The sequence below is a fragment of the Nocardioides sp. genome (assembly GCF_047607185.1).
Lineage (GTDB): Bacteria > Actinomycetota > Actinomycetes > Propionibacteriales > Nocardioidaceae > Nocardioides.
In genome coordinates, this window is sequence record NZ_JASGDQ010000051.1 from 24,865 (window position 1) to 46,589 (window position 21,725).

Annotated in this window: 25 protein-coding genes, 1 tRNA gene and 1 pseudogene; 18 read left to right on the forward strand and 9 right to left on the reverse strand. The window is 70.7% G+C overall.

Annotation, left to right across the window (positions count from 1 at the left end):
• Nucleotides 1–41 precede the first annotated feature (41 nt).
• The 8 genes from QM595_RS05010 to QM595_RS05045 all read left to right on the forward strand — a co-directional run bounded on the left by QM595_RS05010 (nucleotide 42) and on the right by QM595_RS05045 (nucleotide 5,741).
• Entirely contained in the window at nucleotides 42–656 is a 615-nt protein-coding gene (locus QM595_RS05010) for a TetR/AcrR family transcriptional regulator (RefSeq protein ID WP_415170428.1), read from the forward strand.
• Nucleotides 657–768: 112 nt separating this feature from the next.
• Nucleotides 769–1,563, forward strand: a complete 795-nt coding sequence (locus tag QM595_RS05015; RefSeq protein ID WP_415170429.1) for an enoyl-CoA hydratase/isomerase family protein — start codon at nucleotides 769–771, stop codon at nucleotides 1,561–1,563.
• Nucleotides 1,560–2,636, forward strand: a complete 1,077-nt coding sequence (locus QM595_RS05020; RefSeq protein ID WP_415170430.1) for an alcohol dehydrogenase catalytic domain-containing protein — start codon at nucleotides 1,560–1,562, stop codon at nucleotides 2,634–2,636. Before QM595_RS05015 ends, QM595_RS05020 begins: the two co-directional genes overlap by 4 nt.
• A gap of 13 nt (nucleotides 2,637–2,649) precedes the next feature.
• Nucleotides 2,650–3,135: a MaoC family dehydratase N-terminal domain-containing protein gene (locus QM595_RS05025; RefSeq protein ID WP_415170431.1), complete on the forward strand. Its 486-nt coding sequence runs from the start codon at nucleotides 2,650–2,652 to the stop codon at nucleotides 3,133–3,135.
• Nucleotides 3,132–3,542: an acyl dehydratase gene (locus QM595_RS05030; protein ID WP_415170432.1), complete on the forward strand. Its 411-nt coding sequence runs from the start codon at nucleotides 3,132–3,134 to the stop codon at nucleotides 3,540–3,542. Before QM595_RS05025 ends, QM595_RS05030 begins: the two co-directional genes overlap by 4 nt.
• A complete protein-coding gene (locus QM595_RS05035) occupies nucleotides 3,539–4,528 on the forward strand; it encodes a thiamine pyrophosphate-dependent dehydrogenase E1 component subunit alpha (RefSeq protein ID WP_415170433.1) in 990 nt (329 codons plus the stop codon). Before QM595_RS05030 ends, QM595_RS05035 begins: the two co-directional genes overlap by 4 nt.
• Nucleotides 4,525–5,511, forward strand: a complete 987-nt coding sequence (locus QM595_RS05040) for an alpha-ketoacid dehydrogenase subunit beta (RefSeq protein WP_415170434.1) — start codon at nucleotides 4,525–4,527, stop codon at nucleotides 5,509–5,511. Before QM595_RS05035 ends, QM595_RS05040 begins: the two co-directional genes overlap by 4 nt.
• A complete protein-coding gene (locus QM595_RS05045) occupies nucleotides 5,508–5,741 on the forward strand; it encodes a lipoyl domain-containing protein (RefSeq protein WP_415170435.1) in 234 nt (77 codons plus the stop codon). The genes QM595_RS05040 and QM595_RS05045 overlap by 4 nt, the downstream gene beginning before the upstream one ends.
• 92 nt (nucleotides 5,742–5,833) lie before the next feature.
• Here QM595_RS05045 and QM595_RS05050 read toward each other — a convergent pair whose 3' ends face one another.
• The 8 genes and pseudogenes from QM595_RS05050 to pcaH all read right to left on the reverse strand — a co-directional run bounded on the left by QM595_RS05050 (nucleotide 5,834) and on the right by pcaH (nucleotide 14,590).
• Nucleotides 5,834–7,015, reverse strand: coding sequence for a thiolase family protein (locus tag QM595_RS05050; RefSeq protein ID WP_415170436.1), 1,182 nt, complete (start codon nucleotides 7,013–7,015; stop codon nucleotides 5,834–5,836).
• Between the two features lie 49 nt (nucleotides 7,016–7,064).
• On the reverse strand, nucleotides 7,065–10,409 hold the full coding sequence (locus tag QM595_RS05055) for a methylmalonyl-CoA mutase family protein (protein ID WP_415170437.1): 3,345 nt from the start codon (nucleotides 10,407–10,409) through the stop codon (nucleotides 7,065–7,067).
• A 75-nt stretch (nucleotides 10,410–10,484) separates the two neighbouring features.
• Entirely contained in the window at nucleotides 10,485–11,000 is a 516-nt protein-coding gene (locus QM595_RS05060) for a MarR family winged helix-turn-helix transcriptional regulator (protein WP_415170438.1), read from the reverse strand.
• A gap of 24 nt (nucleotides 11,001–11,024) precedes the next feature.
• Nucleotides 11,025–11,417 (reverse strand): 4-carboxymuconolactone decarboxylase, encoded by a 393-nt coding sequence (pcaC, locus tag QM595_RS05065; protein WP_415170454.1) that lies wholly within the window; start codon nucleotides 11,415–11,417, stop codon nucleotides 11,025–11,027.
• 366 nt (nucleotides 11,418–11,783) lie between these two features.
• Nucleotides 11,784–12,161: pseudogene (locus tag QM595_RS05070) on the reverse strand (alpha/beta fold hydrolase); the annotation flags it as partial.
• Nucleotides 12,158–13,315, reverse strand: coding sequence for a lyase family protein (locus QM595_RS05075; RefSeq protein WP_415170439.1), 1,158 nt, complete (start codon nucleotides 13,313–13,315; stop codon nucleotides 12,158–12,160). The pseudogene QM595_RS05070 and the gene QM595_RS05075, both read right to left, overlap by 4 nt.
• Before the next feature lies 1 nt (nucleotide 13,316).
• The gene (gene pcaG, locus QM595_RS05080) at nucleotides 13,317–13,850 is read right to left on the reverse strand and encodes a protocatechuate 3,4-dioxygenase subunit alpha (protein ID WP_415170440.1); all 534 of its coding nucleotides are present in this window, start codon (nucleotides 13,848–13,850) and stop codon (nucleotides 13,317–13,319) included.
• Complete coding sequence (pcaH, locus tag QM595_RS05085; RefSeq protein ID WP_415170441.1) at nucleotides 13,847–14,590, reverse strand: protocatechuate 3,4-dioxygenase subunit beta; 744 nt, start codon at nucleotides 14,588–14,590, stop codon at nucleotides 13,847–13,849. Before pcaH ends, pcaG begins: the two co-directional genes overlap by 4 nt.
• A gap of 68 nt (nucleotides 14,591–14,658) precedes the next feature.
• Between pcaH and QM595_RS05090 the strand changes: the two genes are divergently transcribed.
• The 5 genes from QM595_RS05090 to QM595_RS05110 all read left to right on the forward strand — a co-directional run bounded on the left by QM595_RS05090 (nucleotide 14,659) and on the right by QM595_RS05110 (nucleotide 18,334).
• Nucleotides 14,659–15,423 carry an IclR family transcriptional regulator gene (locus QM595_RS05090; RefSeq protein ID WP_415170442.1) on the forward strand — a complete coding sequence of 255 codons (765 nt, stop codon included), beginning with the start codon at nucleotides 14,659–14,661 and terminating at the stop codon, nucleotides 15,421–15,423.
• 42 nt (nucleotides 15,424–15,465) lie between these two features.
• Nucleotides 15,466–15,597: a hypothetical protein gene (locus QM595_RS05095; protein ID WP_415170443.1), complete on the forward strand. Its 132-nt coding sequence runs from the start codon at nucleotides 15,466–15,468 to the stop codon at nucleotides 15,595–15,597.
• A 204-nt stretch (nucleotides 15,598–15,801) separates the two neighbouring features.
• Nucleotides 15,802–17,010, forward strand: a complete 1,209-nt coding sequence (locus QM595_RS05100; protein WP_415170444.1) for a thiolase family protein — start codon at nucleotides 15,802–15,804, stop codon at nucleotides 17,008–17,010.
• Complete coding sequence (locus QM595_RS05105; protein WP_415170445.1) at nucleotides 17,007–17,699, forward strand: 3-oxoacid CoA-transferase subunit A; 693 nt, start codon at nucleotides 17,007–17,009, stop codon at nucleotides 17,697–17,699. Before QM595_RS05100 ends, QM595_RS05105 begins: the two co-directional genes overlap by 4 nt.
• A complete protein-coding gene (locus QM595_RS05110) occupies nucleotides 17,696–18,334 on the forward strand; it encodes a 3-oxoacid CoA-transferase subunit B (RefSeq protein ID WP_415170446.1) in 639 nt (212 codons plus the stop codon). Before QM595_RS05105 ends, QM595_RS05110 begins: the two co-directional genes overlap by 4 nt.
• 224 nt (nucleotides 18,335–18,558) lie before the next feature.
• Here the strand turns inward: QM595_RS05110 and QM595_RS05115 are convergent, their stop codons facing one another.
• On the reverse strand, nucleotides 18,559–18,762 hold the full coding sequence (locus QM595_RS05115) for a cold-shock protein (protein WP_415170447.1): 204 nt from the start codon (nucleotides 18,760–18,762) through the stop codon (nucleotides 18,559–18,561).
• 334 nt (nucleotides 18,763–19,096) lie between these two features.
• Here QM595_RS05115 and QM595_RS05120 point away from each other — a divergent pair.
• The 5 genes from QM595_RS05120 to rplA all read left to right on the forward strand — a co-directional run bounded on the left by QM595_RS05120 (nucleotide 19,097) and on the right by rplA (nucleotide 21,548).
• Nucleotides 19,097–19,169, forward strand: a tRNA-Trp gene (locus tag QM595_RS05120).
• A 25-nt stretch (nucleotides 19,170–19,194) separates the two neighbouring features.
• Complete coding sequence (gene secE, locus QM595_RS05125; protein WP_415170448.1) at nucleotides 19,195–19,440, forward strand: preprotein translocase subunit SecE; 246 nt, start codon at nucleotides 19,195–19,197, stop codon at nucleotides 19,438–19,440.
• A gap of 21 nt (nucleotides 19,441–19,461) precedes the next feature.
• Nucleotides 19,462–20,238 carry a transcription termination/antitermination protein NusG gene (gene nusG / locus QM595_RS05130; protein ID WP_415170449.1) on the forward strand — a complete coding sequence of 259 codons (777 nt, stop codon included), beginning with the start codon at nucleotides 19,462–19,464 and terminating at the stop codon, nucleotides 20,236–20,238.
• Between the two features lie 70 nt (nucleotides 20,239–20,308).
• The gene (gene rplK / locus QM595_RS05135) at nucleotides 20,309–20,740 is read left to right on the forward strand and encodes a 50S ribosomal protein L11 (protein ID WP_415170450.1); all 432 of its coding nucleotides are present in this window, start codon (nucleotides 20,309–20,311) and stop codon (nucleotides 20,738–20,740) included.
• A gap of 94 nt (nucleotides 20,741–20,834) precedes the next feature.
• Complete coding sequence (gene rplA, locus QM595_RS05140; RefSeq protein WP_415170451.1) at nucleotides 20,835–21,548, forward strand: 50S ribosomal protein L1; 714 nt, start codon at nucleotides 20,835–20,837, stop codon at nucleotides 21,546–21,548.
• The last annotated feature ends 177 nt before the right edge of the window (nucleotides 21,549–21,725 follow it).

A 21,725-nucleotide genomic window follows, 5' to 3' on the forward strand; every position in this document is an offset into this window, starting at 1 on the left:
GTGCGCCTACGCGAGATCCAGACAGCCGGAGAGGGGAGTCGGTGGCGAAGCAGGCCCCGGTGGGACGTCAGGCGGAGATCACCCGTGCTGCTGCCGCGCTCTTCAACGAGCGAGGCTTCCACACCTCCTCGATGGAGGACGTGGCGCAGGCCGTCGGGCTGAAGAAGCCCACGCTCTATCACTATGTCCAGAGCAAAGCCCAGATCGTCGCCTGGATCCACGACGAGTGCGTGGCTGCGGTGCTGCCGCCGCTCCAGGGCTACGTGAAGGAGGGCCTGCCCGCTCCGGAGATCCTCCGGCGGGTGGCTCAGGACATCTTCGGCCTGCTGGAGTCCAAGCCGGGCTATCTCCGGATCTACTTCGAGAACCACCGCGACCTCGACAAGCGCTCCCAGACCAGGATCGCCAAGCGTCGTGACGAGTACTACGGCTACGTGCGGCAGGTGCTCGAGGAGGGGACCGCCGCCGGGGACCTCTCGGTCGAGAACCCGCAGCTGGCCGCGATGACGTTCTTCGGGATGTGCAACTGGGCCTACCAGTGGTACCGCCCCGGCGGCTCGCTCACGCCCGAGCAGATCGCCACCTACGTCTGGAAGACCTTCATGGCTGGCGTGAGCGAGCCCGGCTTCGAGCGGCTTCCCGAGCGGCTCGCCTGACGGCTCGCCCTGCGGCGGGCGGCTTCGACCACACCCTTGACGGACGTGTGTGGGCTGACTACATTCGGCCCCGACCGACTAGTCGGTCGAATTCTTGTGAAAGTGTGTGGCAATGAGCGAATACTCGACGATCACCCTCGATCGCCGTCAGAGAGCGGTGGTCCTGACGCTCGATCGGCCCGACCGGCTGAACGCCCTGGACCCGCAGATGCTCGAGGAGCTCCTCGACGCACTGCGGGAGCTGGCGGTGGCCGACGTCAACTGCCTGGTCATTACCGGGCGCGGCCGGCTGTTCTCGGCCGGCGTGGACCTGGACACGCCGTTCTTCATGGAGCACGTCGACGACCCGTCGGTCTACTCCGGTAAGCGGCTCCTCGACTGGCAGCACCGCCTCATCGAGGCGATCTACGAGCTTTCCTTCCCCACCCTCGCGGCCTTGAACGGGCACGCCTGCGGCGGTGGCGGCCTGGGCATCGCGATGGCCTGTGACCTACGCTTCGCCGTCGCGGGTGCCCGCATGTGGATGGTGCCCGGTGCTCTCGACGTGGTGCAGGACTTCGGGCTCTCGTGGCTCGTGCAGCGCGTCGCGGGTCCCTCGCACGCGGCTCACATGGCGCTCACCGGCTACCGGGTCAGCGCCGAGGAGGCGCTCGGCTGGGGCCTGGTCAACGAGGTCCACGCCGATGCCGCGGCGCTGACCGCCGCCGTCGACGGCTTCGCCGAGCAGGTGGGCGCGATGGGCGGCGATGCCGTCCGCATGCTCAAGACCGTCGTACGGCTCGGGCACGCCTCCAGCCTCAGGGAGCAGCTGCAGGTCGAGGCGATCGCCAACGGCCTCGCGTTCCAGTCCGAGGAGTTCAAGCAGCGCAAGCGGGCCTATCTCGACAAGCTGGCGGGCGGCCGATGACCGTGCTCGACGGCCCGGCGATCCCGGCGACGATGAGAGCGGCCCGACTCCACCAGGCGAGCGACGGGCTCGTGCTCCGCGTCGACGACGACGTCCCCACACCCTTCTACGGCCCGGGGGAGGTGCTGATCCGGGTGCGCAGCTGCGGCCTCAACCAGGTCGACCTGCTCACTCGCACCGGTCAGACGCCCCAGGCGGTGCCGCTGCCGCACATCTCCGGGACGGAGGTCTCCGGCGACGTGGTGGCCGTGGGAGCCGGGGTCGCCGGCGAGCTGGTGGGCCAGCGCGTCGTGGTGGACCCGGTGGTGGCCTGCGGGAGCTGTCGCTCCTGCGTCCGGGGTCAGACCAACATGTGTCGCGCCGGGCTGATCTTCGGCGTGCAGACCGCCGGCGGCTACGCCGAGTACGTCGCCGCGCCGGCCGGTCAGGTGCTCCCCATTCCGGCATCGCTGTCCTACGAGGAGGCGACGGCCATCGCGGTCACCGGCCCGACCGCCTGGCACATGCTGCACACCCGTGCCGGGCTCCGTGCCGGCGAGGACGTCCTCGTCATCGCCGCCGGCTCCGGCATCGGCTCGCTCGCCGTCCAGATCGCGAAGCTCAGCGGAGCCCGCGTGATCGCGACGGTCGGCGGTGAGGAGAAGGTGCGCCGGGCGTGCGAGGCGCTCCCCGCGGACCTGGTGGTCGACCACAACGACCCGAGCTGGCCGCGACTGGTGCGTGACCACACCGATCGGAAGGGTGCCGACCTCGTCTTCGAGCACGTCGGCGCCGCCACCTGGGAGGGCAGCCTGACGGCCATGGCACGCGGTGGCCGGCTCGTCACCTCGGGCGGCCACTCCGGCTTCGAGGTGGGCATCAACCTCTGGCACCTCTTCATCAAGGAGCACACCGTGATCGGCTCCTATGCCGGGTCGCGGGACGACTTCCTGACCATCCTCGACCTGACCGCCCGCGGCCTGGTCCGGCCGATCGTCCAGCAGGTCGTCGGGCTGGCGGAGATCACCGAGGCACAGCGGCTGCTGGAGAGCCGGGGAGTCTTCGGGAAGCTCCTGCTCGACCCCGCTCGCTGAGAGGAGCGCGACGATGGACCTCGACAGCCTGATCGAGCGGGTGTGGGCCGGTGCCCGCGACGCCGTCGGAAGGACCACCCACGTCGAGCTCGGCGCCGTCCGCGAGCTCGACCTCGACCGCTTCGACGCGGCCGTGTCCGGCGGCGTCCCCGACGACATCGCCGGACTCGCCTCGCCGCTCTTCCTCTCCTCGGTGCTGGCCTGGGGCGGCGGTCCCGCCGAGCGCGACCTGCTGCCCGACGGCAACGCCGCCGACCCGTTCTCCGGGGTCGATCTGGCGGGCCTGCGGCTGATGGGCGGTGGGCAGGAGCTGACGTTCCACCGTGACGTGGTCGCCGGAGTGCCGCTCCGGCTCGAGGTGAGGATCGCCGAGGTGGAGCTGAAGGAGACCAGGAGCGGTCGGCTGCTGGTGCTGACCGTGGAGCGCCGCTACCTGGACGACCAGGGTTTGCTGACCGAGTGCCGGGAGCGGTTCCTCGGCAGAGAGGAGTTGTCGTGAGCGAACTCGCCGTGGGAGCGCCGGTCACGCCGCTCCTCGTCCGGCCCACCTCGATCTCGCTGTTCCGGTTCAGCGCCGTGACCTGGAACCCGCACCGGATCCACTACGACCAGGCCTACGCCGCGACCGAGGGCTACCCAGACGTGCTGGTCCACAGCCACCTCCACGGCTGCTGGCTGCTCGCGGCGGTACGCCGCTGGATCGGGGACCGTGGCCGGGTCGAGGGGTTCTCATGGCAGAACCGCCACTTCGCGGTGCCCGGCGACGAGCTGACGATCACCGGGGAGGTCGTCGAGATCGACGGCGACCGCCTGGTCTGCGAGCTCCGCGAGACCAACCAGGACGGGGTCGTGTGCGCCCCGGGCCGGGCCGTCGTCCGGCTCAAGCCCAAGGAGGACCAGTCGTGACCACCGTCGACCTCGAACGTATCGATCGGGAGAGTGCGCTCGCGCTCCACCGGACGATGCTCGTCATCCGGCACTTCGAGACCACGGCCGGCGAGCTGTTCGCCGCCGGGAGGCTGCCCGGCTTCATCCACCTCTCCATCGGCCAGGAGGCGGTCGCCGCGGGCGTGTGCGCCGCCCTCGGCGACGAGGACTACATCACCACGACGCACCGCGGTCACGGCCACTGCATCGCCAAGGGCGGCCGGGTGCTGGAGATGATGGCGGAGCTTTACGGGCGAGAGGGCGGCTACGCCCTGGGTCGCTCGGGGTCGATGCACATCGCCGACAACGCCGTCGGCATCCTGGGGGCCAACGCGATCGTCGGCGGCGGCATCCCGATGGCCGTGGGCGGGGCGTACGCCGCCCAGCTGTCCGGCCGGGGACAGGTCTCGGTCGCCTTCTTCGGCGACGGGGCCGTCGCCGAGGGCGTGCTGCACGAGTGCCTCAACCTCGCCGCGCTGTGGCGGCTGCCGATGGTCTTCGTCTGCGAGCACAACGGCTACGCCGAGATGACCCCCGTCAGCGCCCACCTGGCCAATCCCCGTGTCACCGAGCTGGCCGCGGTCTACGGCATGGCCGCGCAGCAGGTGGACGGCAACGACGTGGGCGCGGTGCTGCTCTCCGCGCGTGAGGCCGTCGCGCGCGCCCGGGCGGGCGACGGCCCGACCCTGATCGAGGCCCGCACCACCCGGTGGCGGGGCCACTTCGAGGGTGACCCTCAGAGGTACCGCCCGCGCGAGGAGCTCCAGGCCATGACCGAGCGCGACCCCCTGCCCGCCTGGCGGGCCGCTCTCGTGTCGTCGTACGGCGTGGCCGAGGAGGAGCTGGACCGGATGGCGGCCGAGGTCGCCGCCGAGGTCTCCGCCGCCGCCGAGCAGGCCGAGGCCATGGCGCCGAGCGACCCCGCCGGACTCACCCGCTTCGTCTACCCGGAGGCTGCCCGATGAGCACCCTGAAGTACTGGCAGGCGATCAATCGCGCCCTGCACGAGGAGATGGCGCGCGACGCGTCGGTCGTCGTCATCGGCGAGGACGTCGCCGCCCCCGGTGGTCCCTTCGCCGCCACCAAGGGCCTGCTGGACGCCTTCGGGCCGGAGCGGGTCAGGGACACGCCCATCAGCGAGGCGGCCATCGTCGGCACCGCGCTGGGTGCCGCGATGGCCGGCTATCGGCCCGTCGTCGAGGTGATGTTCCTTGACTTCGTCACGGTCGCGATGGACCAGGTCGTCAACCAGGCGGCCAAGGTGTCCTACATGTCGGCCGGGAACTTCGCGGCGCCGATGGTGATCCGCTCGGTGTGCGCGAGCGGCCGGCGTACCGGCCCCCAGCATGCGCAAAACCTGGAGGCCTGGCTGGCCCACGTTCCGGGCCTGAAGGTCGTCTGGGGCTCGACCCCGGCCGACGCCCGCGGCCTGCTCAAGGCGGCGATCCGCGACGACGGCCCCGTCTACGTCATCGAGAGCCTGGCCGAGTGGTCGGCTCGCGGCGAGGTGTCGGACGAGGACGAGATCGTCCCCATCGGGCAGGCCGCCGTACGACGGACCGGAGCCGACCTGACGGTCCTGACCTGGGGCGGCGCGGCGCCCCGGGCGCTGGCCGCGCTCGACCTCGTCCGAGACGTCGACGTCGAGTTGATCGACCTGCGGACCATCTCCCCGTGGGATCGCGACACGGTGCTCGCCTCGGTCGCCAAGACTGGCCGGCTGCTGGTCGTCCACGACGCCGTCGTCGACTTCGGGGTCGGCGCGGAGATCGCCGCAGTCGTCGCGGAGCAGTGCTTCGACACCCTCCGGGCCCCGGTGCGGCGACTGGGTGCCCCTTTCGCGCCGCCGCCGTTCGCCCCCCAGCTCGAGGCCGCCTATCTTCCCCAGCCCGAGGCGATCGCCCGGGCTATCACCGACACCGTCCAGACAGTGAGGAGCGCTTCATGAGCGACATCGTGGTTCCGCAGTGGGGCTTGACCATGGAGGATGCGACCCTCCTGACCTGGCTCAAGCAGGTCGGGGACCATGTCGCCGAGGGAGACCCCATCGCCGAGCTCGAGACCGACAAGACCAACTCAGAGCTGGAGTCGCCCTTCTCCGGCACCCTGATCGAGCTGCTGGTCGAGGAGGGCACCGACGTCGTTCCGGGCCAGGTCATCGCACGCCTCTCAGACTGAGTACGTGTTGGGGAAGTCCTCGCTCGCTACGGCCAGGACTTTCCCAACACGTTCTGAGCCGCGCAGCTGCCCTGCTCCGCCGGATCGTCGCCTCAGACGCGGCGGAAGAGCCCGGCCAGCGCCTGGCCGCCGCCGATGCACATGGTGACGATGCCCCACTCGCCACCGGTGCGGGCCAGGTGCTTGGCGACCCGGACGGTCAGGATCGCGCCGGTGGCGCCGACTGGGTGGCCCAGCGCGATGCCGCCGCCGTAGGGGTTGACCTTCTCGGGGTCGAGCTTGGCGTCGCGCATCACCGCGACGGCCTGCGCGGCGAAGGCCTCGTTGAGCTCGATGATGTCGATGTCGCCCGGGGTGAGGCCGGTCTTCTCGAAGAGCTTGGCCAGGGCGTACGTCGGTGCGTAGCCCATCAGCTCGGGCTCGTTGGCCGCGGTGGTGACCGCCTCCAGCGTCACCAATCCGGTCAGGCCGCGCTCGCGGGCCGCCGACTCGGTGGCGAGCACGACCACGCCGGCGCCGTCGTTGATGCCCGAGGCGTTGCCGGCGGTGACGGTGCCGTCCTTGGCGAACGCCGGCCGCAGCCCGGCCAGGGTCTCCAGGGTGGTCTCGGGCTTGGGGTGCTCGTCGACCTCGACGGTGTAGGGCCGCCGGCCACCGACCTCGAAGGGCACGATCTCCTCGGCGAACGCCGCCTTCGCCGCGTCGGCGGCGGCCCGCTGCTGGGAGAGCAGCGCGAACTCGTCCTGGGCCTGGCGCGAGACGTCGTACCTCTTGGCGACGTTCTCGGCGGTGACGCCCATCAGGATGTCGTGGAACGGGTCGGTGAGCATCAGCGAGGTGCCGTCGGCCAGCGTCCGGTCGCCGAGCTTGTAGCCGGCGCGGGCGTTGAAGTCGTAGAACGGCATCCGGGTCATCGACTCGTCGCCGCCGGCGAGGGCGAAGTCCAGGTCGTTCCAGCGCATCTCCTGCGCGGCCGACCAGATCGCCTGCAGGCCGGAGCCGCACAGCCGGTTGACGGTGAAGGCCGGCGTGCTCTGCGGCAGCCCGGCCGCGAGCGCGACCCGGCGGGCGTTGTAGGCGTCGGGGCCGACCTGGCCGATGCAGCCCATCACGACCTCCGCGATGTCCGCAGCCTCGACGCCGGCGCGGGAGAGCGCCTCCGTCGCGGCGGCCGCGCCGAGCTCGTGGGCGGGGACGTCCTTGTAGACCCCGCCGAAGCTGCCGGTGGGGACACGGGCGCCGTCCAGGACGACGATCTTCTCGGGCTCGGTCACGCTCGCTCCTTGTCGTTGGTCGGCCGCGTCGCCGGCTGGCCGGCGGTGCTCAGACGTTGCGACGATACTGCCCGCCGACCTCGAAGAAGGCCTCGGTGACCTGACCCAGCGAGCAGACCCGGGCGGCGTCCATGAGGACGGCGAAGACGTTCTCGCCGGAGGTGGCCGCCTCTTTGAGCCGGGCGATCGCCGCCTCGGCCTCGGACCGGTGCCGCTCTTGGAAGTCGCGCAGCCGGGTCAGCTGCGACTGCTTCTCCTCCTCGGTGGCCCGGGCCAGCTCGATCTTCTCCGCCTCCTCCCCGGCCGACTCCGGTCGACGGAAGGTGTTGACGCCGATGATCGGCAGGCTGCCGTCATGCTTCTTGTGCTCGTAGAGCATCGACTCGTCCTGGATCCGGCCGCGCTGATAGCCGGTCTCCATCGCGCCCAGCACGCCGCCGCGCTCGGAGATCCGCTCGAACTCGGCCAGCACCGCCTCCTCCACCAGGTCGGTGAGCTGCTCGATGACGAAGGAGCCCTGCAGCGGGTTCTCGTTCATCGCCAGGCCCCACTCGCGGTTGATGATGAGCTGGATCGCCAGCGCCCGGCGCACCGACTCGGTCGAGGGCGTCGTGACCGCCTCGTCGTAGGCGTTGGTGTGCAGGCTGTTGGCGTTGTCGTAGATCGCGATCAGCGCCTGCAGCGTGGTGCGGATGTCGTTGAAGTCCATCTCCTGGGCGTGCAGGCTCCGACCCGAGGTCTGCACGTGGTACTTCAGCTTCTGCGAGCGCTCCGAGGCGCCGTACTTCTCCTTCATCGCGACCGCCCAGATCCGGCGGGCGACCCGGCCGATCACCGAGTACTCGGGATCCATGCCGTTGGAGAAGAAGAACGACAGGTTGGGCGCGAAGTCGTCGATCGCCATGCCGCGGGCGAGGTAGGACTCGACGTAGGTGAAGCCGTTGGCGAGGGTGAAGGCGAGCTGGCTGATCGGGTTCGCGCCGGCCTCGGCGATGTGGTAGCCGGAGATGCTGACCGAGTAGAAGTTGCGGACCCGGTGGTCGATGAACCACTGCTGGATGTCGCCCATGCAGCGCAGGCTGAACTCGGTGGAGAACAGGCAGGTGTTCTGGCCCTGGTCCTCCTTGAGGATGTCGGCCTGGACGGTGCCGCGGACGGTCGAGACGGCGTACGCCGCCAGCTCCTCGCGCTCCGCGGTGGACGGCTCGCGACCCTCCTTCTCGCGGAACTTGTCGACCTCCTGGTCGATGACCGTGTTGAGGAAGAAGGCCAGCACCGTCGGCGCCGGGCCGTTGATCGTCATGCTCACGCTGGTCGTCGGCGCGGTCAGGTCGAAGCCGTCGTAGAGCGCCCTCATGTCGTCGAGGGTGGCCACCGAGACGCCCGAGGTGCCGACCTTGCCGTAGATGTCCGGGCGCTCGTCGGGGTCGCGGCCGTAGAGGGTCACGGAGTCGAAGGCGGTGCTCAAGCGGGTTGCCGGCTGGCCCGCGGAGACCAGCTTGAACCGGCGGTTGGTCCGGAACGGGTCGCCCTCGCCGGCGAACATCCGGGCCGGGTCCTCGCCGTCGCGCTTGAACGGGAAGACGCCGGCGGTGAAGGGGAAGTAGCCGGGCAGGTTCTCCTTGCGCCAGAACCGCACCAGCTCCCCGACCTCGTCGTAGCTGGGCAGCGCGACCCGGGGGATCTTGTTGCCGGAGAGCGACTCCTTGGTCAGCTTGGTGACGATCTCCTGGTCGCGGACGGTGACTACCTGCTCGTCGCCGGAGTACGACGCCACCACGTTCGGCCACTCCTCGATCTGCCGGCGCAGGTCGGCCGGCAACGCCTGCCGGGCGGCCTCGGCGTGAGCAGCCAACCACTCGCCGAGAAGTCCCTGATCGCCCCCCGAGAGGTCTCTCGTTGCCCCTCGAGGGGTCTCTTGTTGTCCATCGACGGTCAATCCGGGACCACTCGCGGGGCCATCCGGGACCTCTCGCGGGGCGATCAGGGACCTCTCGGCGAGCGCGAGGGCATCGGCTCTGCGGGCCTGGCCCACCAGCTCCTCGGTGCGGGCGTGATAGCTGCGGACGGTGTCGGCGATCTCGGCCAGATAGCGGGCCCGGTCGCCGGGCAGCACCTCGCGGATCCGGGTGGAGCGCTTGCTGGCGACCGGGGCCAGCGTGCCGTCCTGGACCGGCAGGCCCTTCTCCGTCAGCAGCGAGCGCAGGTGCTGGTAGAGCGCGGTGACGCCGTCGTCGTCGAAGGTGGCCGCGGAGGTGCCGAAGACCGGCATGTCGTCGGGGGAGGAGCCGAACGCCTCGCGGTTGCGGACCAGCTGCCGACCGACGTCGCGCATCGCATCCTCGGCACCACGCCGCTCGAACTTGTTGATCGCCACCGCGTCGGCGAAGTCGAGCATGTCGATCTTCTCCAGCTGGGAGGCGGCACCGAACTCCGGCGTCATGACGTAGAGCGAGACGTCGACGAAGGGCACCACCGCGGCGTCGCCCTGCCCGATGCCGGGGGTCTCCACGATCACCAGGTCGAAGCCGGCCGCCCTGGTCACCGCGATGACGTCGCCGAGGTGGTCGGGCAGCTCGTGGGCGCCGCGGGTGGCCAGCGACCGGAAGTAGACCCGGTCCCGGTCCAGCCCGGCGCCGGTGAGGTCCAGACTGTTCATCCGGATCCGGTCGCCGAGGAGCGCACCGCCGCCCTTGCGCCGGGTCGGGTCCACGGCGATCACCGCGACCCGCAGCTTGTCCTGCTGGTCGACCCGCAGCCGTCGTACCAGCTCGTCGGTCAGGGAGGACTTGCCCGAGCCGCCGGTGCCGGTGATGCCGAGCACCGGGGTGGCGTGGCCGGCGGCGGCCTCCTGCAGCCGGCTCAGCGCCTCGGGGTCGAGCCGGCCGAGCTCGGCGCCGGTGATGGCGCGGGCGAGCGCGATCCGGTCGCCGGCGATGACCTCGTCTGCGGTGACCGCGCGCTGCGCCCACAGGTCGACGTCGCAGGCCTCGACGACCGAGTTGATCATCCCGGGCAGGCCCATTCGCTGGCCGTCCTCGGGGGAGAAGATGGTGACGCCGGAGCCGCGCAGCCGGGCGATCTCCTCGGGCACGATGACTCCACCACCGCCCCCGACGACGTGGATGTGACCGGCGCCGCGCTCGCGCAGGAGCTGGACGAGGTACTCGAAATACTCCACATGCCCGCCCTGGTACGACGACACCGCGATGCCCTGGACGTCCTCCTCGATCGCCGCCTCGACGACCTCGGCGACCGAGCGGTTGTGGCCGAGGTGGATCACCTCGCAGCCCTGCGACTGGAAGATCCGCCGCATGATGTTGATCGAGGCGTCGTGACCGTCGAACAGGCTGCTCGCGGTGACCAACCGGACGGGGTTCTGGGGGAGGTGCACGGCTGCTCCGGGAGAGATAGTTGGAAGTCCTACTAATCAGATGGTAGGACGTCCAAGCAACTCCGTCGAGGGTGACTAGTCAGTAGCCTCCGCCGCCCGCTCGACGAGGTCGCCGGCGGCCGCTCGGAGCAGGTCCAGCAGGCCGGTCAGCGCGCCGACGTCGGCGCGGGAGAGGCCCGGTGTCGCGAACACCTCGTTGAGCCCCTCGGTCGCCTTCTCGACCACCATGCGACCCTCGTCGGTGATCTCGGCGAGCACGATCCGCTTGTCGGCTGACCCCCGGCTGCGCCGGCAGAAGCCCTGCTCCTCCAGCTTGTCCACTGCCGAGGTGACCGAGGTGGGATGGACCTGGAGCAGCGAGCCGAGCCGGGTCATCGGCAGCGCGCCGGCGCGGGTGAAGGCCAACAGTCGCAGCACCTCGTAGCGCGCGAAGCTGAGCCGCAGTGGTCGGAGCACCGCCTCGATCCGCTCCATCAGCAGCTGATGCACCCGGGCGATCGAGGTCACCATCGCCATTCCGTCGGCCGCCTCGTCCCAGCCGTGCTCGAGCCACTGGCGGCGCGCCTCTCGGATCGGGTCGCGGTCGGGCATGCGCGACAGGCTATCCCGGGGATGTCAGCCGGCTGACTCGGTCAACACCTGCTGCGCGATGCGGAAGGCGGTATTGGCGTCGGGGACGCCGCAGTAGATCGCCGACTGGAGGATGACCTCCCCGATCTCGTCGCGGGTCAGCCCGTTGCGCAGCGCGGCCCGGACGTGCATAGCGAGCTCCTCGTGGTGACCGCGGGCGATCAGCGCCGTCAGCACCGCGATGGAGCGGTCGCGGCGGGTCAGGCCGGGGCGGGTCCAGATGGTGCCCCAGGCGTAGCGGGTGATCAGCTCCTGGAAGTCGGCGGTGAGGTCGGTGATGGCCGCGTTGGCGCGGTCGACGTGCTCCTCGCCCAGCACCTCGCGGCGCACCGTCATCCCGGCGTCGTAGACGCTGGGCGCGAGGTGGGCGCGGAGCAGCGCTGCGACCCGGTCGGGCGCCTCTGCCGGGGCCAGGTGGGCGACGCCGTCGAGCACCTCCAGGGTGCCGCGAGTGGCGATGGCGATCTCCGCCAGCCCGGCCGGGGGCGTGGGGGCGTCCTCGGCACCGGCGATCGCCAGCACGGGCGCGGTGATCTTGCCCAGCCGGTCGCGCACGTCGTACGACGCCAGTGCCTCGCACACCTGCGCGTAGCCCTCGGCGTCGGCGTGCTGCAGCACGGTCAGCAGCGAGGTCGCCACTTCGAGCTCGCGCTCCAGGAACCCGGCGGCGAACCAGCGTTGCGCCGAGCCGGTGACCTGGGTCGGGGTGCCGGAGGCGCGCACCGTCGCGGCCCGGTCGCGCCACATCGACGGCTCGCCGATCCTCGCGCCGGTGCAGAGCAGCGCGGCTCCCGTCACGGCCTCGGGCGCGTCCAGCAGCAGGCACAGCCCGACCGCGCCGCCGACCGAGTCGCCGGCGTAGCCGAAGGTCGAGTCGCCCCGGGCGGCGAGGATCCCCTCGACATAGGCGAGTACGCCGACGGCCAGCTCCTCCAGCGTGAACGGCTCGCCCACCGGCGCGCCGTCGTGCCCCGGCAGGTTCCAGCCGACGACGTGGAAGGCGTCGCCGAGCCGGCGCGCCACGGGCCCCCACAGCGCGGTCGCGGAGGTGCCCAGCGAGGGCCCCACGACCAGCAGCGGCAGGCCGGCGTGGCCGGCCAGCTCGACACCGGTGATCCTCATGCGGTCTCCAAGAAGTCGGTGGCGCGGCCGAGCACGCCGTCGATGATGGCGTCGGTGGCGCCCAGGTAGTCGTCCGTGCCCGGCGCGCGGTCGGTGAAGCCGGCGATCGCGTCGCGCTCGGCGGTCAGCTCGGCGTGGGCCGCCTCGGCGGTGGCCGCCATCCGGGCGGCGTCGACGCGCAGCCCGGCCAGCAGCTCGGCGGTCTGCGAGGCCGCGACGACGGTACGACGGCCGAGATCGCGCAGCGTCGCCCACTCGGCGTGCCAGGGGCCGTCGGGCCGCTCGTCGCCGGCCAGCGCGGCCGCGGTGTGGAGCGTCGCGGCCAGACCGGGTGTGGTGATGGCGGCCCGCCGGATCAGCACCGACAGCACCGGGTTCCGCTTCTGGGGCATTGTCGACGAGCCACCGCCCGCCGCCTCAGCGACCTCGCCGATCTCCGGGCGGGACAGGGTGGCGACGTCGGTCGCGACCCTGCCGAACGCGTCGGTGCAGGCCACCAGGGCGTCGCCGATCGCGGTGACCGGCCGGCGCGAGGTGTGCCAGGGGAGCCTGGCCTCCAGGCCGAGCGCCACCGCGGCTCGCGCGGAGAGTGGCACCGGGTCGTCGCTGAGCTCGGCGGCCGCCGACAGCGTCCCCGCCGCGCCGCCGAGCTGGGCCGGAAAGCTCAGCGCGCCGAGCGTGGCGGCGGCGTCGAGGACGCCGGTCAGCCAGCCGGCCGCCTTGAGCCCGAACGTGACCGGCACCGCGTGCTGGGCCAGCGTGCGGCCAACCATCAGTGACGACCGGTGGGCGGCGACGAGGGTGACCAGCGAGGAGACCTGCGCGCGCAGTTCGTCGGTGACCCGGTCGGCGACCTCGCGCAGGCACAGCATCAGCGCGCTGTCGAGCACGTCCTGACTGGTCAGGCCCCGGTGCGCCCACGGCGACTGCCGCCGCAGCAGCGGCACCAGGCCGATGACCGGGTTGCCGCCCGACTCCGCGCCGGCCGTCAGGTCGTCCACCGAGGGCGCCGCGAGCGGCATCGAGGTGGTGAGGCCGGCGGCCGCGAGGGCGTCCAGCCAGGCCTGCTCGACGGCCACCATCGCGGTCACCAGGGCCTCGTCGCTCAGCAGCGTCCCGGCGCGCTCGTCGCCGGGCCAGTAGAGATCCCCCATCTCACTGACCGGGGAAGCGCAGGAAGACCGTCTCGCCCTCGCCCTGCAGCCGGATGTCGAAGACGAACCCCTGCTCGTCGGGCACAGCCATCAGCGTGGCGCGCCGCTCCGCCGGCACCGAGGTCAGGAAGGTGTCCGACTCCAGCGCCGGCGACGGCAGGTAGGCCCGGGTGAAGAGCCGGTCCAGCAGTCCCCGGGCGAAGACCGTCACCGCCCAGAACGCCGGGGTGCTGCCTGGCACCAGCGTCGAGAAGGTGTAGCGGCCGTCGCGTCCCGTGGAGGCCCGGCCGAATCCGGTGAACGTCCAGCCGTCGCGGCGCAGCGAGCCCGGGACCTGCGGGATCGAGCCGTCCGGCCTGGCCTGCCAGATCTCCACCAGCGCGTCGGGCAGGCCGGCCCCCTGGCCGTCGTACACGTGGCCGTGGAGGAGCACGGCGCCGGGGGAGCCCGGCGGGACCAGGTCGCGGTCGCCGTCGTAGGGCAGGCCGTAGTGGAAGAACGGGCCAACGGTCTGACCGGGCGTTGCGGGGATCATGCCTGCTCCAGGTAGGTCTGGGACGCCCCGGTGAGGACGACGTCCCAGCGGTAGCCGGTCGCCCACTCGTGGCTGGTCAGCGAGTGGTCGTAGGTCGCCACCAGCCGCTCGCGCGCCTTCGCGTCGGTGATCGACTGATAGATCGGGTCGAGCGCGAACAGCGGATCGCCGGGGAAGTACATCTGCGTCACCAGCCGCTGGGTGAAGTCGGTGCCGAACAGAGAGAAGTGGATGTGCGCCGGCCGCCAGGCGTTGTGGTGATTGCGCCACGGGTAGGGCCCCGGCTTGATGGTCTGGAACCGGTAGCAGCCGTCGTCGTCGGTCAGGCAGCGGCCGGCACCGGTGAAGTTGGGGTCCAGCGGCGCGGGATGCTGATCGCGCTTGTGGACGTAGCGCCCGCCCGCGTTGGCCTGCCAGATCTCGACCAGCTGGCGGCGGATCGGCCGGCCCTCGCCGTCGGTGATCCGGCCGGTCACCACGATCCGCTCGCCGATCGGCTCGCCGGCGTGTCCGATCGTCAGGTCGGCCTCCAGCGGGTCGAGGTCGCGGTGGCCGAAGCACGGCGCCCACAGCTCGATGGTCTCCGGGTCGGCGTGGTGCAGGTCCTTGGTCGGGTGCCGCAGGACCGAGCTCCGGTACGGCGGATAGTCGAGCCGCGGCTGGTCCGTCTCGACCCCCGCCTGCTCGTAGGCCGTCTCGATGCCCGCGATCTCGGCGCTGATGACCTCTTGTGAGTCCATGCTCGCCAGCATCGTGACGCCCTGTGACCGCTGCCACCAATCTTCCGTTCAGTGGAAGAATCGCGGTCATGGCAGGGAATGCAGGCGTCCCCGGCGCCACCGTCACCGGACGAGTCATGGCGATCCTCGGCGCGTTCGACGAGCGCCACCCCCGGCTCTCGCTCTCCGCGATCGCCCGGCACGCCGATCTGCCGCTGCCGACCGTGCACCGGCTGGCCGGCGAGCTCGTCGAGCACGGCGCGCTCGCCAGGGCTGGCCGCGACTATGTGATTGGCCGGCGACTGTGGGACATCGGGCTGCTGGCGCCGGTCCAGTCCACTCTGCGCGAGGCCGCCTCGCCGTTCCTCCACGACATCTATGCCGCCACGCTGGCCACCGTCCACCTCGCCGTCCGCGACGGCGACGAGGTGCTCTACCTCGACCGCCTCTCCGGTCGCGCGTCGGTGCCGGTCGTCAGCAGCATCGGCTCGACGCTGCCGATGCACGCCACCGGGGTCGGCAAGGTGCTGCTCGCCCACGCCCCGGACGACGTACGGCGTCGGGTGCTGGCCGGCCTCGCCCCGGTCACCCCCCGGACCATCACCGACCCCTGGACGCTCACCGCGCAGCTGGAGCGGGTGCGTCGCGACGGCTATGCCGCGACCGTCGAGGAGATGACCGCCGGCGCCTGCTCGGTCGCCGTGCCGGTACGTCGCCAGGGAGACGTGGTGGCGGCGATCGGCGTCGTGGTCGCCAGCCTCAAGCGGGATCGCGGCCGACTCGTCGCCGCGCTGGAGGTCGCCGCCCGGGGCGTCGGTCGACGCCTGGCGTCGCAGACACGGCTGATGCGGTAGGGCGTCGGGCGACGGCGATTCCGGTCGCTCTACGCTGACCGCATGGGCGACCTTGCGACGGCGCGGGCAGAGCTGGAGGCCGCGATGGCGGCGGCGGTCGAGCAGCAGCGCCTGGGTGACCGGCTCCGGGCCGTCGACACCGAGCGAGCGGAGCGCGAGGAAGCGCGTTCCTGAGTCGGGCGATCAGGGACCTCTCGGCGGGCGGGCGGAGCCGCGACGGCCTACTGCCCTGCCCTGCCGCGCCGCCCGGCCGAAGTGTCGCTCCTCCGCGACCGCGACGGAGTAGCGCAAATGACGAATATCCATATCTGCAGGATCTTAATAGACGTCAATATTGATACTTCACGGTATGAGCGCCAACGACTAGCGTCGGCAATCGTGAGCGATACCTATCTCTACACCGCGGTGCGGACTCCGTTCGGCCGGTTCAACGGCGCCCTGGCCGGTGCCCGTCCCGACGATCTGGCTGCCGGTGTCATCGAGGCGGTGCTGGCCAAGGCGCCGGGCCTGGCCCCCGGGCAGATCGGCGAGGTCGTCTGGGGCAACGCCAACGGCGCCGGCGAGGAGAACCGCAATGTCGGCCGGATGGCCGCCCTGCTGGCCGGCCTGCCGGTCAGCGTGCCGGGCACCACCGTCAACCGGTTGTGCGGCTCCTCCCTCGACGCGGCGATGATCGGCTCGCGGTCGATCGAGACCGGAGACGCCGAGGTGGTGCTGACCGGTGGCGTGGAGTCGATGACCCGGGCGCCATGGGTGCTCCCCAAGCCGGCACGAGGCTTCCCGGCCGGCGACCTCGCCGCCGTCTCCACCACGCTCGGCTGGCGGCTGGTCAACCCGCGGATGCCCCAGGAGTGGACGGTCAGCCTGGGCGAGGCCAACGAGCAGCTGGCGCAGAAGTACGGCGTGAGCCGGGCCCGGCAGGACGAGTTCGCGGTCCGCTCCCACGCCCTGGCGGCCAGGGCCTGGGACGAGGGCTTCTACGACGACCTGGTCGTCCCGGTCGACGGCCTCACCCGGGACGAGGGCATCCGGCCGGACTCCACCGTCGAGACCCTGGCCGGCCTCAAGCCGTCCTTCCGCAGCCCGGAGCAGGGCGGCACCATCACCGCAGGCAACGCCTCCCCGCTCAACGACGGCGCCTCGGCGGTGCTGCTCGGCTCCGAGTCGGCCGCCGGGACGATCGGGCTGGCGCCGGTGGCCAGGATCGCCGGTCGCGGCGCCCACGCGCTGGAGCCGCAGGCGTTCGGCTACGCCCCGGTCGAGGCCGCCAACTTGGCCCTGAAGAGAGCCGGCATCGGCTGGGAGCAGGTCGGCGCGGTCGAGCTCAACGAGGCCTTCGCGGTGCAGTCGCTGGTCTGCATCGACGCCTGGTCCGCGGCCGGGCTGCGAGATCCCGAGATCGTCAACACCCGCGGCGGCGCCATCGCCATCGGCCACCCGCTAGGCGCCTCCGGCGGCCGCATCCTCGGCACCCTCGCCCAGGTGCTGCGCGAGCGCGGCGAGCGATGGGGCGTCGCGGCGATCTGCATCGGCGTCGGGCAGGGCCTGGCCGTCGTACTGGAGAGCCTGGAGAGCACCGCAGCATGAGCGCCACGACGTACGACTCCGTCGACGAGGCCGTTGCCGGCATCGAGGACGGCGCCACCGTGCTGGTCGGCGGCTTCGGCCTGGCCGGGATGCCGTTCGACCTCATCGAGGGCCTGATCAGGCAGGGCGCGAAGGAGCTCACCGTGGTGTCCAACAACGCCGGCAACGGCGAGGTCGGCCTCGCTGCCCTCCTCCGGGCCGGCCGGGTACGGAAGGTGATCTGCTCCTTCCCCCGCCAGGTCGACTCCTACGTCTTCGACGGGCTCTACCGGGAGGGCAGGATCGAGCTGGAGGTGGTGCCGCAGGGCAGTCTCGCCGAGCGGATGCGCGCGGCCGGGGCTGGCATCGGTGCGTTCTTCTGTCCTACCGGCGTCGGCACCCCGCTGGCCGAGGGCAAGGAGACCCGCACCATCGATGGCCGTGACTATGTCCTCGAATATCCCATCAGGGGCGATGTCGCGCTGATCAGCGCGCACCGTGCCGACGGCCTCGGCAACCTGGTCTACCGCAAGACCGCCCGCAACTTCGGCCCGGTGATGGCGACCGCGGCCACCACGACCATCGCCCAGGTGAGCGAGCTCGTCCCCACCGGGAGCCTCGACCCCGAGGCGGTGGCGACGCCCAATATCTACGTCGACCGGGTGGTCCGGGTCGAGGCCCGCCGCTACATGGTGGAGGGAGCCCGATGAGAAGCCTGACCCCCGACGAGCTGGCGGCCCGCGTCGCCCGGGACATCCCCCAGGGCGCCTACGTCAACCTCGGCATCGGCCAGCCCACCAAGGTCGCCGACCACCTGCCCCCGGAGCGCGGCGTCATCCTGCACACCGAGAACGGGATGCTCGGCATGGGTCCGGCGGCCCACGGCGACCAGATCGACCCCGACCTCACGAACGCCGGCAAGGTGCCCGTCACCGAGCTGCCCGGGGCGGCGTACTTCCACCACGCCGACTCCTTCGCGATGATGCGCGGCGGCCACCTCGACGTCTGCGTGCTCGGCGCGTTCCAGGTCAGCGCCACCGGCGACCTGGCCAACTGGCACACCGGCGAGCCCGACGCCATCCCAGCCGTCGGCGGCGCCATGGACCTGGCCATCGGCGCCAAGGACACCTACGTGATGATGACCCTCTTCACCAAGGCCGGCGCCCCCAAGCTGGTGCCGCGCTGCAGCTACCCGCTCACGGCCGTCGACTGCGTCAGCCGCCTCTACACCGACCTGGCGGTCTTCGACCTCGGCCCCACCGGCGCGGTAGTGCGCGACACCTTCGGCATCACCGTCGAGGAGCTACGCGAACGGCTCGGCCCGGGTGTACTAGGAGACTACTGAGCAAAGGCGCCGTCTCGGCGTGATGGTGGCCTGGGCGGTGCCCCGAGGGGAGCCGCTCGGCAACACCCCGACGGGAACAACCGGTCCCGAGGCTCGGCCAGCAACCGGGATTCGCGCTCACAACGACAAGACCCGCCCTCGACGGGGCGGGTCTCGCCGTTGTTGCGGTGGCTCAGTGGCCGGGCGGCGTCACTGCGTAAGCGACGCCGGTCCTGTCGTTGTTGTCACAGGCCGCGGACGTTCGACGCCTGCGGGCCCTTGGGGCCCTGGGTGATCTCGAACTCCACCTTCTGCTCCTCGCGCAGCGACTTGTAGCCGGTGCCGGAGATGGAGGTGTGGTGGACGAAGACGTCAGCGCCGCCGCCGTCCTGGGCGATGAAGCCGAAGCCCTTGTCGTCGTTGAACCACTTCACGGTTCCCTGAGTCATGACTGTTCCTCTTTCGGTATGACCAGCAGCCGCTGTAGCGCGTCACCGGTCGGTATGACGCTGAAGACATTCGCGGTGAGCTTGATGTCCAGCGGGACCGAAGACCAAGGAAACTACGATGAACCGTCGCTGTGCGCGACGGGAAGGCCAGTACACCTTCCTCAACTGGTCACGACCCTAGCACGGGCTCGCGCGAGGTGCGGATTCCTCGGGGACCGCTGTCGGTTCGACTCGGCTGGGGTGGCTCCCGTAGACTCCACGTTTGGTGGTTCTGCCACATGGTGAGTCGCGCCCTGAGACGGGTCTGGCCCCACTGTGTGGAGGCAACCATCGGAGGGCACTAGCTCAACTGGCAGAGCATCGGTCTCCAAAACCGAAGGTTGGGGGTTCAAGTCCCTCGTGCCCTGCACCGACGTTGGAACAAGGAGAGGCATGGCTGACAGCAAGGCGGCGCCGGCCCCGAGAAAGCGGGAGCGGACCGAGAAGCGCACGGGCCCCTTCACGTTCTACCGCCAGGTGGTGGCTGAGCTGCGGAAGGTCGTCTGGCCGACCCGGGAGCAGTTGTCCACCTACTTCATCGTCGTACTCGTGTTCGTCCTGATCCTGATGGCCATCACGTCCCTGCTCGACCTGGGCTGGGGCCAGCTGTTCTTCGCGATCTTCGGCGGCCGGGACTGACGATCACCACCCGCCGAATTGATGGAGCAAAGCGTGTCTGACCAGGAGCTCTCCGACGAGACCCCCGTGGACGAGGAGGTCGTCTCGGACATCGAGGAGACCCTCGACGAGGGCGCTGCCGGTGACCCCGCGGACGAGGCGTCGGAGGAGACCGAGACCGCCGCTGACGACCCGCTCGAGGCGTTCCGTCGCGAGCTGTGGGCCAAGCCGGGGGAGTGGTACGTCGTGCACACCTACTCCGGCATGGAGAACCGGGTGAAGTCCAACCTGGAGAACCGCATCATCTCCCTCAACATGGAGGACTACATCCACGAGATCGTGGTCCCCACCGAAGAGGTCTTCGAGATCAAGAACGGTCAGCGCAAGAAGGTCAAGCGCACCGTGCTGCCTGGCTACGTGCTGGTCCGGATGGACCTCACCGACGAGTCCTGGGCGGCCGTGCGCCACACCCCGAGCGTCACCGGCTTCGTCGGCCACCAGCACCAGCCGGTGCCGCTGTCGATGACCGAGGTCGAGAACATGCTCGCTCCGGCCGTCGTCGCCGCGGCCGAGGCCGAGGAGGCTGCCGCCGGGGTCGCCGGCGGTGGCGGCACCACCACGACCCAGGTCAAGCGGCCCGTCGAGGTCGCCGACTTCGGCGTGGGCGACTCCGTCATGGTCGTCGACGGCCCGTTCGCCACGCTCCACGCGACCATCACCGAGCTCAACGCCGAGTCGCAGAGGGTCAAGGCCCTCGTCGAGATCTTCGGCCGGGAGACCCCGGTCGAGCTGAGCTTCAGCCAGATCCAGAAGGTCTGACCGGGCTCAACGAAGGTGGCAGAGGGCGTCGTACGTCCTCGTCATGACCACGGATAAGAAAGAGAAAGCAATGCCTCCCAAGAAGAAGATCGCCGCGCTGGTCAAGGTCCAGCTCCAGGCAGGCTCCGCGACCCCGGCACCGCCGGTCGGCACCGCGCTCGGCCCGCACGGCGTCAACATCATGGACTTCTGCAAGGCCTACAACGCCCAGACCGAGTCCATGCGCGGCAATGTCGTCCCCGTCGAGATCACCATCTACGAGGACCGCACCTTCACCTTCATCACGAAGACCCCGCCGGCCGCCGAGCTGATCAAGAAGGCCGCCGGCCTCGCCAAGGGCTCCTCGGTCCCGCACAAGGACAAGGTCGGCAAGCTGACCAAGGACCAGGTGCGCGAGATCGCGACCACCAAGCTTCCCGACCTCAACGCCAACGACATCGAGGCCGCGATGAAGATCGTCGAGGGCACCGCCCGCTCCATGGGCGTCACCACCGACAACTGAGCGAACTTGTGAGCTCAGCATCCAGCTAGTCCACGTGGGAGGGCCGCGCTGGCCCGTTGCTAACCACGGCTCCTAAGAGAACAAGAGGAACATCATGCAGCGCAGCAAGACCTACCGCGCGGCGGCGGAGACCTTCGACAAGGCCGAGGTCTACGCCCCGCTTGAGGCGATCAAGATCGCCAAGAACTCGTCTAAGAAGAAGTTCGACGAGACCGTCGATGTCGTCATGCGGCTGGGCGTCGACCCCCGCAAGGCCGACCAGATGGTCCGCGGCACCGTCAGCCTGCCGCACGGCACCGGCAAGACCGTCCGAGTCCTCGTGTTCGCCAACGGTGACAAGGCCGAGGCGGCCCAGGCCGCCGGCGCGGATTTCGTCGGCGGCGACGAGCTCATCGACAAGGTGGCCGGTGGCTGGGTCGACTTCGACGCCGCTGTCGCCACCCCGGACCTGATGGGCAAGGTCGGCAAGGTCGCCCGCATCCTGGGCCCCCGTGGTCTGATGCCCAACCCGAAGACCGGCACCGTGACCACCGACGTGGCCAAGGCCGTCTCCGACATCAAGGGCGGCAAGATCGAGTTCCGCGTGGACCGTCACGCCAACCTCCACTTCATCATCGGCAAGGCCTCCTTCTCCGAGACCCAGCTCGCGGAGAACTACGCCGCCGCGCTGGAGGAGGTGCTTCGTCTCAAGCCGGCCAGCTCCAAGGGCCGCTACCTCAAGAAGGTCACCGTCTCCACGACCATGGGCCCGGGCGTCCAGGTCGACCCCAACCGCACCCGCAATGTCGCGGCTGAGGGCGACGCCTGATCCCAGGACAACAGCAAAAGGCCCCCAGTCGAACCGGCTGGGGGCCTTTTGCTAGACAGTATGAAGTGACCCCTCCGGAGGAGTGATGGGGTTGCGGGCCGGGGCCTCGCTCACAAGATTCGTGGGTTACCGAGCAGGGGCTGCCTGCTCGGCCTATCCGACAATTGTGGGAGGCCC

Coding starts and splice junctions, on each gene's coding strand:
- pcaG (WP_415170440.1), bottom strand. CDS start 13,850: ATGATCCCCGCAACGCCCGGTCAGACCGTTGGCCCGTTCTTCCACTAC.
- QM595_RS05040 (WP_415170434.1), top strand. CDS start 4,525: ATGAGCACCCTGAAGTACTGGCAGGCGATCAATCGCGCCCTGCACGAG.
- QM595_RS05105 (WP_415170445.1), top strand. CDS start 17,007: ATGAGCGCCACGACGTACGACTCCGTCGACGAGGCCGTTGCCGGCATC.
- QM595_RS05115 (WP_415170447.1), bottom strand. CDS start 18,762: ATGACTCAGGGAACCGTGAAGTGGTTCAACGACGACAAGGGCTTCGGC.
- QM595_RS05090 (WP_415170442.1), top strand. CDS start 14,659: ATGGCAGGGAATGCAGGCGTCCCCGGCGCCACCGTCACCGGACGAGTC.
- QM595_RS05060 (WP_415170438.1), bottom strand. CDS start 11,000: ATGCCCGACCGCGACCCGATCCGAGAGGCGCGCCGCCAGTGGCTCGAG.
- QM595_RS05025 (WP_415170431.1), top strand. CDS start 2,650: ATGGACCTCGACAGCCTGATCGAGCGGGTGTGGGCCGGTGCCCGCGAC.
- rplA (WP_415170451.1), top strand. CDS start 20,835: ATGCAGCGCAGCAAGACCTACCGCGCGGCGGCGGAGACCTTCGACAAG.
- QM595_RS05045 (WP_415170435.1), top strand. CDS start 5,508: ATGAGCGACATCGTGGTTCCGCAGTGGGGCTTGACCATGGAGGATGCG.
- QM595_RS05110 (WP_415170446.1), top strand. CDS start 17,696: ATGAGAAGCCTGACCCCCGACGAGCTGGCGGCCCGCGTCGCCCGGGAC.
- QM595_RS05075 (WP_415170439.1), bottom strand. CDS start 13,315: ATGGGGGATCTCTACTGGCCCGGCGACGAGCGCGCCGGGACGCTGCTG.
- rplK (WP_415170450.1), top strand. CDS start 20,309: ATGCCTCCCAAGAAGAAGATCGCCGCGCTGGTCAAGGTCCAGCTCCAG.
- nusG (WP_415170449.1), top strand. CDS start 19,462: ATGGAGCAAAGCGTGTCTGACCAGGAGCTCTCCGACGAGACCCCCGTG.
- QM595_RS05015 (WP_415170429.1), top strand. CDS start 769: ATGAGCGAATACTCGACGATCACCCTCGATCGCCGTCAGAGAGCGGTG.
- QM595_RS05095 (WP_415170443.1), top strand. CDS start 15,466: ATGGGCGACCTTGCGACGGCGCGGGCAGAGCTGGAGGCCGCGATGGCG.
- pcaH (WP_415170441.1), bottom strand. CDS start 14,590: ATGGACTCACAAGAGGTCATCAGCGCCGAGATCGCGGGCATCGAGACG.
- secE (WP_415170448.1), top strand. CDS start 19,195: ATGGCTGACAGCAAGGCGGCGCCGGCCCCGAGAAAGCGGGAGCGGACC.
- QM595_RS05020 (WP_415170430.1), top strand. CDS start 1,560: ATGACCGTGCTCGACGGCCCGGCGATCCCGGCGACGATGAGAGCGGCC.